Source organism: Streptomyces sp. NPDC026206 (assembly GCF_040638465.1).
Lineage (GTDB): Bacteria > Actinomycetota > Actinomycetes > Streptomycetales > Streptomycetaceae > Streptomyces.
On the sequence record NZ_JBEZYL010000016.1, the window covers coordinates 98,686 to 110,903 of the forward strand.

Annotated in this window: 12 protein-coding genes; 5 read left to right on the forward strand and 7 right to left on the reverse strand. The window is 74.0% G+C overall.

All coding sequences use genetic code 11. The features are described from left to right. The first annotated feature begins 14 nt into the window (after positions 1-14). Positions 15-557: an FxsA family membrane protein gene (gene fxsA, locus AB0F13_RS21765; RefSeq protein WP_362084674.1), complete on the forward strand. Its 543-nt coding sequence runs from the start codon at positions 15-17 to the stop codon at positions 555-557. Between the two features lie 99 nt (positions 558-656). Here the strand turns inward: fxsA and AB0F13_RS21770 are convergent, their stop codons facing one another. Further along, positions 657-1,031 (reverse strand): RNA polymerase-binding protein RbpA, encoded by a 375-nt coding sequence (locus AB0F13_RS21770; RefSeq protein WP_004948858.1) that lies wholly within the window; start codon positions 1,029-1,031, stop codon positions 657-659. Positions 1,032-1,287: 256 nt separating this feature from the next. After that, entirely contained in the window at positions 1,288-1,956 is a 669-nt protein-coding gene (locus AB0F13_RS21775; protein WP_362084676.1) for a hypothetical protein, read from the reverse strand. A gap of 103 nt (positions 1,957-2,059) precedes the next feature. Here AB0F13_RS21775 and AB0F13_RS21780 point away from each other — a divergent pair, with 103 nt between their 5' ends. Beyond that, positions 2,060-3,565 carry a PLP-dependent aminotransferase family protein gene (locus AB0F13_RS21780; RefSeq protein ID WP_362084679.1) on the forward strand — a complete coding sequence of 502 codons (1,506 nt, stop codon included), beginning with the start codon at positions 2,060-2,062 and terminating at the stop codon, positions 3,563-3,565. Here AB0F13_RS21780 and AB0F13_RS21785 read toward each other — a convergent pair. After that, positions 3,553-5,115: a hypothetical protein gene (locus AB0F13_RS21785; protein WP_362084682.1), complete on the reverse strand. Its 1,563-nt coding sequence runs from the start codon at positions 5,113-5,115 to the stop codon at positions 3,553-3,555. The two genes, AB0F13_RS21780 and AB0F13_RS21785, sit on opposite strands and share 13 nt — an antisense overlap. A 46-nt stretch (positions 5,116-5,161) precedes the next feature. After that, positions 5,162-5,356, reverse strand: coding sequence for a hypothetical protein (locus AB0F13_RS21790; protein WP_362084795.1), 195 nt, complete (start codon positions 5,354-5,356; stop codon positions 5,162-5,164). Between the two features lie 104 nt (positions 5,357-5,460). Between AB0F13_RS21790 and AB0F13_RS21795 the strand changes: the two genes are divergently transcribed. Both AB0F13_RS21795 and AB0F13_RS21800 read left to right on the forward strand, forming a co-directional pair. Next, entirely contained in the window at positions 5,461-5,877 is a 417-nt protein-coding gene (locus AB0F13_RS21795) for an ankyrin repeat domain-containing protein (RefSeq protein WP_362084685.1), read from the forward strand. A 119-nt stretch (positions 5,878-5,996) separates the two neighbouring features. Further along, the gene (locus AB0F13_RS21800; protein ID WP_362084688.1) at positions 5,997-7,994 is read left to right on the forward strand and encodes a glycoside hydrolase; all 1,998 of its coding nucleotides are present in this window, start codon (positions 5,997-5,999) and stop codon (positions 7,992-7,994) included. On the opposite strand, the gene AB0F13_RS21805 is transcribed toward AB0F13_RS21800, so the two are convergent. Beyond that, positions 7,984-9,573 (reverse strand): ATP-dependent DNA ligase, encoded by a 1,590-nt coding sequence (locus AB0F13_RS21805; RefSeq protein ID WP_362084691.1) that lies wholly within the window; start codon positions 9,571-9,573, stop codon positions 7,984-7,986. The genes AB0F13_RS21800 and AB0F13_RS21805 overlap by 11 nt on opposite strands. A 193-nt stretch (positions 9,574-9,766) precedes the next feature. Here AB0F13_RS21805 and AB0F13_RS21810 point away from each other — a divergent pair, with 193 nt between their 5' ends. After that, positions 9,767-10,105, forward strand: coding sequence for a hypothetical protein (locus AB0F13_RS21810; protein ID WP_362084694.1), 339 nt, complete (start codon positions 9,767-9,769; stop codon positions 10,103-10,105). A 62-nt stretch (positions 10,106-10,167) separates the two neighbouring features. On the opposite strand, the gene AB0F13_RS21815 is transcribed toward AB0F13_RS21810, so the two are convergent. Beyond that, positions 10,168-10,458 (reverse strand): hypothetical protein, encoded by a 291-nt coding sequence (locus AB0F13_RS21815; RefSeq protein WP_362084697.1) that lies wholly within the window; start codon positions 10,456-10,458, stop codon positions 10,168-10,170. After that, positions 10,455-12,218, reverse strand: coding sequence for a peroxidase family protein (locus AB0F13_RS21820; protein WP_362084700.1), 1,764 nt, complete (start codon positions 12,216-12,218; stop codon positions 10,455-10,457). Before AB0F13_RS21820 ends, AB0F13_RS21815 begins: the two co-directional genes overlap by 4 nt.

Genomic DNA, 12,218 nt, shown 5'->3' on the forward strand with positions numbered 1-12,218 from the left:
GGCACACTTGAGGCATGACGTTCGGAGCGCAGCAGCAGACCTTGGACAGCCGGCCGCCGGGGCGCGGCAGGGCTCGCCGGCTCATCCCCCTCGGCGTGGCCGCGTGGGGGATCCTGGAGATCTGGCTCCTGACGCTGGTGGCCGGCGCGGCGGGCGGATGGACGGTGCTCGCCCTGCTCGCCGGGGGAGTGGTCGCCGGCTCCTGTGTGATCAAGCGGGCGGGCCGCCGGGCCTGGGAGCGCCTGACCCGGTCGCTGCAGACGCCCGGCGCGGCCCCCGGGCCCGCGCGGGAGGGCGGCGGCAACGCCCTGACGATGCTGGGCGGGCTGCTGCTCATGGTGCCCGGCCTGATCTCCGACGCGGCCGGCCTGCTGTGCCTCTTCCCGCCGACCCGGGCGCTGCTGCGCAGGTCCGTGGGGCGCCGGCTGAACCGCGCGGGCGTCTTCCCGCCGGCCCCGGCCCCACTGCGCGACGACAAGGTCGTCCAGGGCGAGGTCGTCCGCGACGACGAGCCGCCCGCCCCGCGCACCGGAGGGCCGCAGCTGCCGCCGAAATGATCCGGTCCGGCCCGGCGCCCGGAACCCGGATGGACGCACAAAGGGCCCGGGCCACCGCATTGAGCGGTGGCCCGGGCCCTTTGTCCTACGCTTTCGCCGTCAGGCGGACTTGCGGGTGTCCCGCGGATGCACGGCAATGTTCATGGCACCGGAGCGCAGGACGGCCAGCCTCTCGGCCAGCACCTCCTCGAGCTCCTCGCGGGTACGCCGCTCCATGAGCATGTCCCAGTGCGTACGCGCGGGCTTGCCCTTCTTCTCCTCCGGCCCATCGCCGTCCACAAGGAGTGCCACGGCGCCGCACGCCTTGCACTCCCACTCCGGCGGAATCTCCGCCTCTACCGAGAACGGCATCTCAAATCGATGGCCGTTCGGGCATGCGTACTCCACCGCCTGGCGTGGTGCCAGATCGATGCCGCGGTCGGTCTCGTAGCTGGTAACCACAAGTCGCGTGCCGCGGAGAGCTCGCTCACTCATGAATCGTGCCTCCCGGGCTTGTCGCCCACAGGACAGGTGTCGCTGTCGTCGTCATCCGGTCAACGTCCGGTCGGCGGTGAAGATTCCCCGTTGAGGGACATGCGTCGCCCGTCGTGCCGCCCCTTGTTGTACCCACCGGCGCCCGTTTTGTCACATCTGACAACAGATGTCACCCTGTGTTTCTGCTGCTTGAGCGCGCAGTAACGGTCCGTCCGGTGGTTCAGAGGCGTACACTACCCGCCCGCTTGGTTCAGGCCTAAACCGGGTCCGGGCATTCGCGGACAGGGGTGGTCGCAAGCGCTACATCCGGAACGTTCGGACGCCCCGTTTCCGGCGGCGAGAAGGCCCGCAGGAAGAACTGCGCCAGCGGCCCGATGCCCACCGCGTAGAGCACCGTACCGACCCCCGCCGAGCCGCCCAGCGCGAAGCCGGTCGCCAGTACGGCTACCTCGATGCACGTCCGCACGAGCCGCACCGAGCGCCCCGTACGGCGGTGCAGGCCCGTCATCAGCCCGTCGCGCGGCCCCGGCCCGAAGCGGGGCGCTATGTAGAGCCCGGTCGCCACCCCGCACAGCGCGATCGCGAACAGCAGGAGGGGGATCCGCGCCCACAGCGAGTGCGGGGCCGGCGTCACGCTCAGGGTCGCGTCCAGCGCGAGGCCGATCACCAGCACGTTGGAGACCGTGCCGAGCCCCGGGCGCTGCCGCAACGGGATCCACAGCAGCAGCACCGCCGCGCCGACGGTGATCGAGGCGGTGCCGATCGACAGGCCCGTGTGGCGTGCGATGCCCTGGTTGAGCACGTCCCACGGTGCCAGCCCGAACCCCGCCCGCAACTGCAGGGCGGCGCTCACTCCGTACAGCACGAGCCCGCCGTACAGCTGGACGAGACGGCGGGCGAGGCCTGATCCCCGAGGCGCAGACAACGAATTCTCCCCTGTGGTGGTGCGAGTGGACTGTCGCGTGACAGTCTGTGGACCGGGACGGACAATGATCCATAGCCAATCCCGGGAAGGTGGACCGCAAACGATGACCCACTGGACCTCTTCGGTGGGGGCGCCGCAACTCGGCCGCCTCCTCGGTTCGCAGCACGAGCGCGCCACCGTGACGCCGCTCGGTGCCCGCCGGACGCCCGCCTACCGCTCGCTCGCGGACGGCATCCGGCTGCTCGTCCTGGAGGGACGGGTCCCGGTGGCCGCCCGGCTGCCCGCCGAGCGCGAGCTGGCCGCCGCCCTGTCCGTCAGCCGCACCACCGTCGCCGCCGCCTACGAGGCGCTGCGCGGCGAGGGCTTCCTGGAGTCCCGGCGCGGAGCCGGCAGCTGGACCGCCATGCCCGCCGGGAGCCCGCTGCCCACCCGGGCCCTCGACCCGCTGCCCCCCGAGGCCGCCGGCTCGGTCATCGACCTCGGCTGCGCCGCCCTGACCGCCCCCGAGCCCTGGCTCACCCGGGCCTTCCAGGGCGCCCTGGAGGAGCTGCCGCCCTACGCACACACCCACGGCGACTACCCGGCCGGCCTGCCCGCCCTGCGCGAGGCCCTCGCCGACCGCTACACCGCCCGCGGCATCCCGACCATGCCCGAGCAGATCATGGTCACCACCGGCGCCATGGGTGCCGTCGCCGCCATCTGCCGGCTCATGGCCGGGCGCGGGGAGCGGGTGGCCGTAGAGTCGCCCTCCTACGCCAACGTGCTGCAGCTCATGCGCGAGGCCGGCGCCCGGCTCGTCCCCGTCGCGATGGCCGACCGGCTCGCCGGCTGGGACCTGCCGGCCTGGCGCCAGGTGCTGCGCGACGCGGCCCCGCGCATGGCCTACGTCATCGCCGACTTCCACAACCCCACCGGCGCCCTCGCCCCCGAGGAACAGCGCAGGGAACTGGTCGAGGCGGCACGCGCGGCGGGCACCCTGCTGGTGGCCGACGAGACCATGTCCGAGCTCGTGCTGGAGGACGGCCTCGCACTGCCCCGGCCGGTCTGCGCCTTCGACCCCGCCGGCAACGCCGTCATCACGGTCGGCTCGGCCAGCAAGTCCTTCTGGGCCGGGCTGCGCATCGGCTGGGTGCGCGCCGCCCCGGACGTCATCCGCAACCTCGTCGCCGCCCGCGCCTACGCCGACCTCGGCACGCCCGTGGTCGACCAGCTCGCCGTCGCCTGGCTGCTGAATACCGGAGGCTGGGACTCCGCCCTCGCCCTGCGGCGGACGCAGACGCGGGAGAACCGCGACGCCGTCGTCGCCGCCGTCCGGCGCCACCTGCCCGACTGGGAGTTCACCGTCCCCAGGGGTGGCCTGACGCTGTGGGCGCGCACCGGGGGCCTGTCCGGCTCGCGGATCGCCGAGGCGGGGGAGCGGCTGGGGGTACGGGTGCCGTCCGGGCCGCGCTTCGGCGTCGACGGGGCCTTCGAGGGGTACGTGCGGCTGCCCTTCACCGTGGGCGAGGCGGTCGCGGAGGAGGCGGCCACCCGGCTGGCCGAGGCGGCCCGCCTGGTGGCGAGCGGAGCGACCGCCGCCGTGGAGGTGCCGCGCACCTACGTGGCCTGAACCGGCAGCACCCCGTCACCGGCCGTCCGGCCCGTCACCGGCAGCATCCTCTCCGGCAGCAGGGCCAGCACCGCGCGGCGCTGCGCCTCACAGGTGTCCTGGTCGTACGGGTCGGGGGTGGCCGGCACCTGAAGCCGGTGCACGGGCCCCGCGCCCAGCCGGGCGTAGCCCCGGCCGGGCGGCACGTCCCCGGCCGGCGTGGTGTGCGGTGGCACGCCCAGCACCGCCGCCACCTCATCGGGCGTGACCGGCCCCAGCACCACCCGCGCCCCGGTCCGCGTGAGCAGGGGTTCACCGAGCAGCCCGGTGCCGCTCAGCTGCTCGCCCGCCGCGACGGTGACGTTCGCGACGCGCCCGTGCAGCAGCGCCACCTCCAGCAGCGCCTGCGGGTCCGGGCGGCCCTGCTGGGCGGCCAGCCGGCTCAGCGCGACGGGCCGGTCCACGACGATCCACAGCGGGCGGCGCACGTCGTCCGGCGCCGGCCGCCCCAGCCCGCGGGCGTACCGGGCGGCCGCCAGCCGCCGTTCCGTCTCGTGCGAGGCCCACTCCAGCGCGGCCAGGACGCCGGACAGCGCCGACTCCACCGCCAGCACGCCCTCCCGGCCCGTGAGGCAGGCGTACTCGCCGGTGCCACCGCCGTCCACCACCACGACGTCACCGTGGAGCAGGGCCTGTACGGTGAGCGAGCGCAGCAGGGTCGTGGTCCCGCTGCCGGGCCGGCCGAGGGCCAGCAGATGAGGCTCGGTGGAGCGCTGACCCGTGCGCCAGACGACGGGGGGCGCGTCGCGGGGCCCGGCCGCGTCGGTCACCGGCAGAGTGCGCTGGACGGCGGAGGGGTCGGTGAAACCCAGCACCGTCTCGCCGGGCGCGGTGACGAAGCGCTGCGCCCAGATGTCGGTGGGCAGCGCGGCCAGCGCGGTCAGGGACAGCCGGTTGGCGGCCTCGTCCCAGTCGAACCGGTACTCCCGGCCCCGGCCGGCCTTCAGGTACAGCAACTGCTCGACCCTGGCCCTGGCCTGCGGCTCGCCGTCGGTGAAATAGCCGGGGTAGCGCAGGTGCAGGGCGCACAGCCGGCCCTCCTCGTCGAAGGCGTGCTCCTCGAAGGCCTTCCGCCAGTCGCCGCCGTGCTCGTAGAGCGCTCCGGGAGCCTGCGGGTCGGAGAAGTACGGCACCAGGGCTTCGTAGACCGCCTGTAGCCGCTTGCCGTACTCCTCGCCCGCGTCGGCCCGCCCGGGCAGGCGCGCACGCTCCCGGCCCGCCCAGGCGCCCGCCGCCACCAGGGCCGCCGTGGCGAGCGTGGGCCCGTAGGGGAGCAGCGCCACGATCACGGTGGACGAGGCCAGCAGGAGCAGCGTGGGGCCGTGCCGCTCCCGGGGCATCCGCTGCCATCTGCGCCGCGCGCCGGAGACCAGGAGGCGCAGTCCGCGCGCCACGACCAGCAGGGGGTGCAGCATGTCCCGGGTGTTGTCGGCGACGCTGTGCGCGAGCTCCCGGCCCTGGGAGAGCGCCGGCCGGTCGGTCAGGGCGTGGGGGAGCGAGCGCCGGCCCATCTGGGCCTCCTGATGTCGGTGCGGCGGCGGTGGGTACGCGGCGGGATCAGAACTTGATGCCTCCCAGCAGGCTGGCGAGGCTGGCGCCACCCGCCTTGATGCTGGGGGCGATGCCGGTTCCCGCCAGATAGAAGCCGAACAGGGCGCAGACGAGTCCGTGCGAGGCCTTCATGTTGTCCTTGCGGAAGAACAGAAAGACGACGACACCGAGGAGCACGACGCCCGAGATGGAGAGGATCATGGGAATCTCCTGGAACTGGGGGGCGGTCACCGTGAGCCCCTCCAGCTTCACAGAAAGATTTTTTCCGGCAACTGGGGATACACCCGTACGGAGGTTGGCAGACGATGACCGGACCGGCGCCCGAAGCCGAAGAGCCCGCCCACGACCCCGAGGTGCTCCAGCTCGCGGCCAAGGTCTTCGACCTGGCGCGACACGGAGACACCGATACCCTTGCCGCCTATGTGGACGCAGGGGTCCCGGTGAACCTCACCAATGACCGGGGCGACTCCCTCGTGATGCTGGCCGCCTACCACGGCCACCCGGGGACCGTCACCTCCCTGCTGGAGCGCGGCGCCGACCCCGACCGGCCGAACGACCGGGGGCAGACACCGCTGGCCGGTGCCGTCTTCAAGGGCGAGACCGAGGTGGTGCGCATCCTCGTGGCACACGGCGCGGACCCGGCAGCGGGGGTGCCGTCCGCGGTCGACACGGCGGCCATGTTCGCCCGCCAGGACCTGCTGGAGCTCCTGCAGGGCGGCTGACGAGAAGCCGGCCGGGGGCGCTGATCCGAGCAGTGACGTTCCTTCAGCGCCCTTGGCCCCGGCCGGATTTCGCGGGTGTTCCTTAGAACTCTCTTAAACCCGCCCGCTATCAACTCCTCATGCACTTCACCAACCCCAGCCGCACCGCCCGTGCCGCCGCCGTCGCGCTCGCCGTGACCATCCCGTGCGTCACCCTCGCCACCCCCGCCCACGCCGCCGACCGGCGGCCGGCCCAGGCCGTCCGCGTGCACGACCGGCTCGTCGACGTCCCGCTCAAGGGCGGCACCGCCACCGTCGACACGGCCACCCTGCGCGTCACGGCCCGCACGGACGCCGGCGAGACCCTGGAGCTGTCCGCGCCGGCCGCCGGCACCCCCGGAAAGCCGGGGCGCGTGACCACCACGGCCGACGGCGCCCGCTGGACGTACGGCGACAGCGGCCTGACCGTCACCGCCCGCGCCGACCAGGGCCGCCTCCTGGTCTCCATGCGGTCCACCGGCACCGCCGACCACACCCTCAAGTGGCCCGTCACCGGCACCGACCCCAGCTCCTCGGCCCTCCAGCTGCCGCGCGGCGAAGGCCTGTCCATACCCGTGGCCGACACCTTCTGGAACTCGCCCGAGGCGCAGCTCGCCGGCAGCCACGTGGCCATGGACTCCCAGCTGTCCCTGCCGCTGTGGGGCTACACCGCCGGCCGGGCCGGTGCCGGCTACCTCGTCCCCACCGACATCGGAACCACCTTGGACATCACCTCCGAGCGCGGCCGGCTGCGGACCACCGCCGTGCACGCCTTCTCCCGCGCCGAGGGCACCACCGACTACACCGTCGCCCTCTCCCTGACCGACGGCTCCCCGGTCGCCCCCGCCGCCGACTACCGGGCCTGGCTGAAGGAGCACGGACAGCTCGGCAGCCTCAAGCGCAAGATCGAGGCCGTCCCCGCGAACAGGAAGCTGCTCGGCGCCTTCCACGCCTACGTGTGGGGCGGCGCCCGCACGGCCGAGGGCGTGCGCAAGCTGCGTGCGCTCGGCGTGGACCGGATGTGGCTCGGCTACGACTCCGGCGACAACCCCATGGACGCCGCCGCCGTCACCGCCGCCAAGGACGCCGGCTACCTCGTCGGCCCGTACGACTCCTTCGCCAACGGGCAGGAGCCGGAGAAGTCCGACACCCCCACCTCCGCCTGGCCGGACAGGCTCTACCCGGACTTCTGCGTCCAGGGCGCCGACGGCAAGCCGCAGACCGGCTACCGCGACCGCGGCTGCTACATGAGCTCCGAGGCCTTCGAGAAGGCCGAGCCTACCCGCCACTACCTCGCCGACCGCACCCGCGCGATGACCGCCAACGGCGCCGACAGCTACTTCCTCGACGTCGACGCCGCCGGCGAGCTCTTCCGCGACCACAGCGCCGCCCACCCCATGACCAGGGCCCAGGACCGCGCCAACCGCATCGCCCGCATGAAGCGCCTGGCCGACGCCCACAAGCTCGTGCTCGGCTCCGAGTCCGCGGGAGCCTGGTCCAACCAGGTGCTCGCCTACGACCACGGCTCCGGCACCCCCGTCCACGACGGCCTGTGGAAGGCCGAGCGGGAGAAGGAGAAGTGGGGCGGCTACACCCCCGAGCAGGCGCCGGGCGTCTTCTTCAAGCCCGCCGAACTGCCGCCGCACGTCGCGAAGGCCATGTACGACCCCACGTACCGCGTCCCGCTGTACGAGACGGCCCTGCACGACTCCCTCGTCAACGCCGAGCGCTGGGAGCTGCCGTACGACAAGCTGCCGCGGCAGAAGACGGACCGGGCCCTGCTGGCGATGCTCTACAACACGCCCCTCAACTTCGTCATCGGCGGCGACTCCCTGGAGCGCCAGGGCAGTGAACTCGCCGCGCTGCAGAAGTACTTCTCGCCGCTGCACAAGGCGGCGGGAACCGAGGCGATGAGGGACTTCCGCACCCTTGACGGTGACCGCACGGTGCAGCGGACCGTCTTCGGTGACGGCACACTGACGGTCACCGCCAACTTCGGCACGAAGGCGTACGACGGGCTGCCGGGCGGTTGCGCCGACGCGAAGCTCAAGGGGGACAAGAAGCCGCGCCGCCTCTGCCCGGCGGACGTCAACCGCTGAAATCCGGCCCGTCCGGCGCTTGGGGACCAGGGTCCGGGGCGGAGCCCCGGCCCAGCGCCAGCACCGTCTCCACCGTGTCGGCCTCCTCCGCCCGCTTGTCCTCCCGGTACCGCACCACGCGTGCGAACCGCAGCGTCACCCCCGCCGGGTACCGGGAGGACCGCTGGAGGCCGTCGAAGGCGATCTCCACCACCAGCTCCGGCCGCACGGTCACCACGAGTCCGTCGTCGCTCAGCGCCAGCGACCGCAGCCGCTCGGTCTGCCACGCCAGCATCACGTCCGTCATGCCCTTGAACGTCTTGCCGAGCATCGCGAACGAGCCGTCCGGCCGCCGCGCCCCCAGGTGCAGGTTGGACAGCCTGCCGCGGCGCCGCCCGTGCCCCCACTCGGCGGCCAGCACCACCAGGTCGAGGGTGTGCACCGGCTTCACCTTCAGCCACGACGTGCCCCGCCTGCCCGCGGTGTACGCGGCGTCCAGCGCCTTGACCATCACCCCCTCGTGGCCACGCCGCAGCACCTGCGCCGAGAACTCCCGCGCCGCCGCCCGGGACCGCTCGTCCGACGGATCCGCCACCACCAGCCGCCGTACCCGCAACGGCTCGGGCACCACCTGCGCCAGCACCGCGTGGCGCTCGGCGGTGGGCAGCCCCAGCAGCTCACGGCCGTCCACGGCCAGCACGTCGAAGAAGACCGGGGACAGCGGCAGGGCCGCACCCGCGGCCGCCACGTCGAGCCGGGAGCCGACCCGCCCGGCGATGTCCTGGAAGGGGTGCGGCCGCTCCGCCGCGTCCAGGGCGATGACCTCGCCGTCCAGCACGGCCGAGCTCACCGGCAACGCCAGCGCCGCCGGGGCCAGTTCCGGCAGCCGCCCGGTGATCTCGTCCAGGGTCCGGGTGTAGACCCGCACGTCGTCACCGTCCCGGTGCACCTGCACGCGGATGCCGTCCAGCTTCTCCTCCACCGCGCAGGGGCCCAGCCGGTCCAGTGCCTCGTCGACGTCCTTGGCGCTGTGCGCCAGCATCGGCAGCACCGGCCGCCCCACCTGCAACCTGAACTCCGCCAGCGCCCCCGGCCCTCCGGCCAGCAGCGCCCGCGCCACCGCACCCAGCGAGCCGCCCAGCATCACCGCTCGCCGCACCTCCTCCGGCGCCGCCCCCGCGGCGGCCGCCAGCCCCTCCACGGCCAGCGCGTCCAGGGCGCCCTGCCGCAGCTCGCCCCCGATCAGGCGCAGCAGGAAGTGCTGCTCCTCGGCCGTGGCGGCGGCCAGCAACACGCCGACCAGCCGCTTGCGTTCGGCCTGCGCGCCCGGCCCGGCCACGGCCGCGATCCGCCCGAGCGCCCGGTCCACCTCCCGTACGGTCAGGGACGGCTCGGCGGCCGGGGCGGGGACGTCGCGCAGGGTGCTCCAGCCGACGCCGATCCTGCGCTGCGGCAGCCGGCCCGCCAGATACGGGATGGCGACCGGCGCCTCGTCCGGCTCGGCGTCCTTGAAGAGCCCGGCCAGCAGCGCGGTCTTCTTCGACCGCGAGCTCGTCGCCGCGACCTCCGTGGACACCCGTGCGACCTCGGCGAGCAGCATGTTCTCATCGTGCACCGGGTGGCGCACCGGCGCAGTACGGCGCGGCCGCCCGCCGGCCGCGGACCGCCATCCGGAGTCACGGTGGGTGATGTCGCGCACACTTCGTGGAAGTGTCGTAACCGGCCGGTGTCACGGCGGGTTGACGCACCGGCACCGCAGGACCGACGACGCAGGACGGAGCAGTGGTTCAGCCATGAGCAAGCGCCAGAAGGGCCGCCGACACCGCAGGGTCAACCGCACCCCACGCCCGGTGGGTTCGACCAGCCCCTCCGCGGCGCGGCCGGAGCCGCGCCCGGACTCCCGGCCGGAACCGGGGCCGGCCCCCGGCCTCGGCCGCCACGAGACCCGTACGTTCGACGGGCTGAGGGCCCTCGGTGACGGCGGGGCATCCGTCGACGAGCTGTGCGCGGCGGTGGGCTACCAGGCGCGCACGATCCTCAAGCACGTCAACGGCCTCGCGGGCCACGGCCTGGCGGAGCTGCGCGGCGACCGCTGGTACGCCACGGCTGAGGGGCAGCTCACGAGCCGGTGACGCGCGCCGGCCGGGGAGCGCGCACGCCCCCGGCCCGGGCCTCGCCGCGGCCCCTCACCCGGTCACCGCTGAAAGGCGCCGCCCGCCTCCCGCCGCCTGCGCGCGAGCACCGCGAGCACGGCCTCATGGCCGAGGAGCACGTCGGCCGCCCGCTCCAGCGCCCGGGCGGCGTGCTCCGCCCGGTCGGCGTGCGCCAGGATCTGCCGCCGCAGCGCCGTGCCCTCCGCGTCGACCGCCGACACCGCCTCGGCAGCCGCGCGCAGCCGCCCGGCCTGCTCGCGCAGCCGGCCCGCCCGCTCCCGTACCGACCCCGACCAGGCCGCCTGACCGGCGGCCCCGACCCGGCCCGTCACCGCACCCCCGTCCAGGGGGCGAACGCGTTGCGCGCACCCTCCAGCGCGGGAGCGAGCTCCGGATGATGGCGCAGCAGGACGTCGCGCATGCTCGTGCGGTCGATCCACTCCAGGCCCTCCGCGGTGTAGATCTCCGGCCGGTAGTCGGCGGTGAAGAAGCGGTCGCTCTTCAGCCGCCGGGACGCCATCAGCACGAACACCCGGAACGCCGTGTCGCTGAAGGCGAAGCCGCGCGGCCTGGGTTCGGCGTACATGCCGACCATCGTGTCCACGCGCTCCAGGCGGCCGTCGTAGACCTCCCGCAGCTCCGCGGCCAGAGCGGCGTCGCCGCCGGTCAGCTCCTCGAAGCTGTGCACCGGCGGCCGGTGCAGGGCCGCCCGGAAGGCGGTGTAGCGGGGCACGCCGCGCTCGCGGTCGCGCAGGATGTCGACCGTGCCGACGTCGACGCGCTCCCCGGACACCCGGGCAAGATCCCGCAGGCAGTCGGGGTGGTTGTGCAGGGTGATGGCGCCGGGGTGCATGGTGCCGAAGGAGTACAGCAGGTCGGACAGGCCCCAGTGGTCCACCGCCTTGCGGGTGGCCAGCGCCTGCAGCGGCTCGAAGCCGGTGACGTCGATCAGCTCGCCCGTGCGGTGCGAACGGATCTCGTACTCGTCGCGGACCAGCGGGTGCAGCCGGTAGGAGGTGACGAACTCCTCGGTCATCGAGTACGGGGCGCGGTGGTGCCCGGTGGGGGAGCCGAGGATGCCGAAGAGGGCCTCGCCCCTGCCGAAGCGCCGCACCCGGCGGCGCAGCCGGGCGGGGAGCACGCCGTACCAGTTGAGGTGCATCGCCGCCCGCGTCACCGGCTGGTCGATGACGGCCGGCGTCCACTCCACCGTATGGATCTTCGCCATGACGGCGGCGTTGACCAACCGGGCCGTCTGGAAGAGCCGTTCGTCGCTCCAGGTGGGGTGGACCGAGGCGATGCGGTCGCAGATCGCGTTGTGCTCCTTGGCGAAGAGCGTGTGCAGCAGCGACAGCCCGACCCAGTAGTTGTCGTTGAAGCCCGTGGCGTCGATGCCGGACAGCCCGGCCCGTGGCTCGTCCGGCAGCCTGCCGGCCACGAGCGCCAGTTTGCCGCCCTCGCCCGTGCGCAGCGCCCGGCACTGCTCCTCGTCCGAGCCGTAGACCTGCGAGCCGTCCCACCAGTGGGTGACCGTGTTCTCGTACGTCGGCGGCCGGCCGGGGCCGGTGTGAGCGGTGGGGTCGGGGCGGGAGCGGCGGACGAGCATGGGGCACTGCGGCCAGTCGTCGTCCCCGGCGACCGGCACCTGCAGGGGCCGCTCGGTCTTGTTCTCGCCGTGGCTGAACCAGCCGTGGTTCTGGAACTGGATCCACGCCGCGGCCAGCAGATTGAGCGTGGGCGCCGGACGGAAGCCCGAGGTGCGGGCCAGCAGCTGCCGGCTGACCTCGCGCGGACTGGGGGTGAACAGGCCCTTGTCCTCGGGCTCGGGGAAGGTCTGCGGCAGCGCGCAGTTGCGGTCGAAGCGGGTGCCCGCCCGGCCCATGTCGGCGTCGTGCGGGTCGTAGCCCGAGCCGTCGTAGCTGCGGTGGGGCAGCAGGTGGGGGCCGGGCCCGCGGGGGCGCTCGCCGCCGGCGCCGTAGGTGTCGTGCAGATTGTGGGCGCGCAGCAGCTCCCGCTGTCGTCTGATCTCCCAGAGCGCCAGGGGGAAGGGCAGCGAGTGCCACTCGCGCCGGGGCCGGGGTACCGGGGTCAT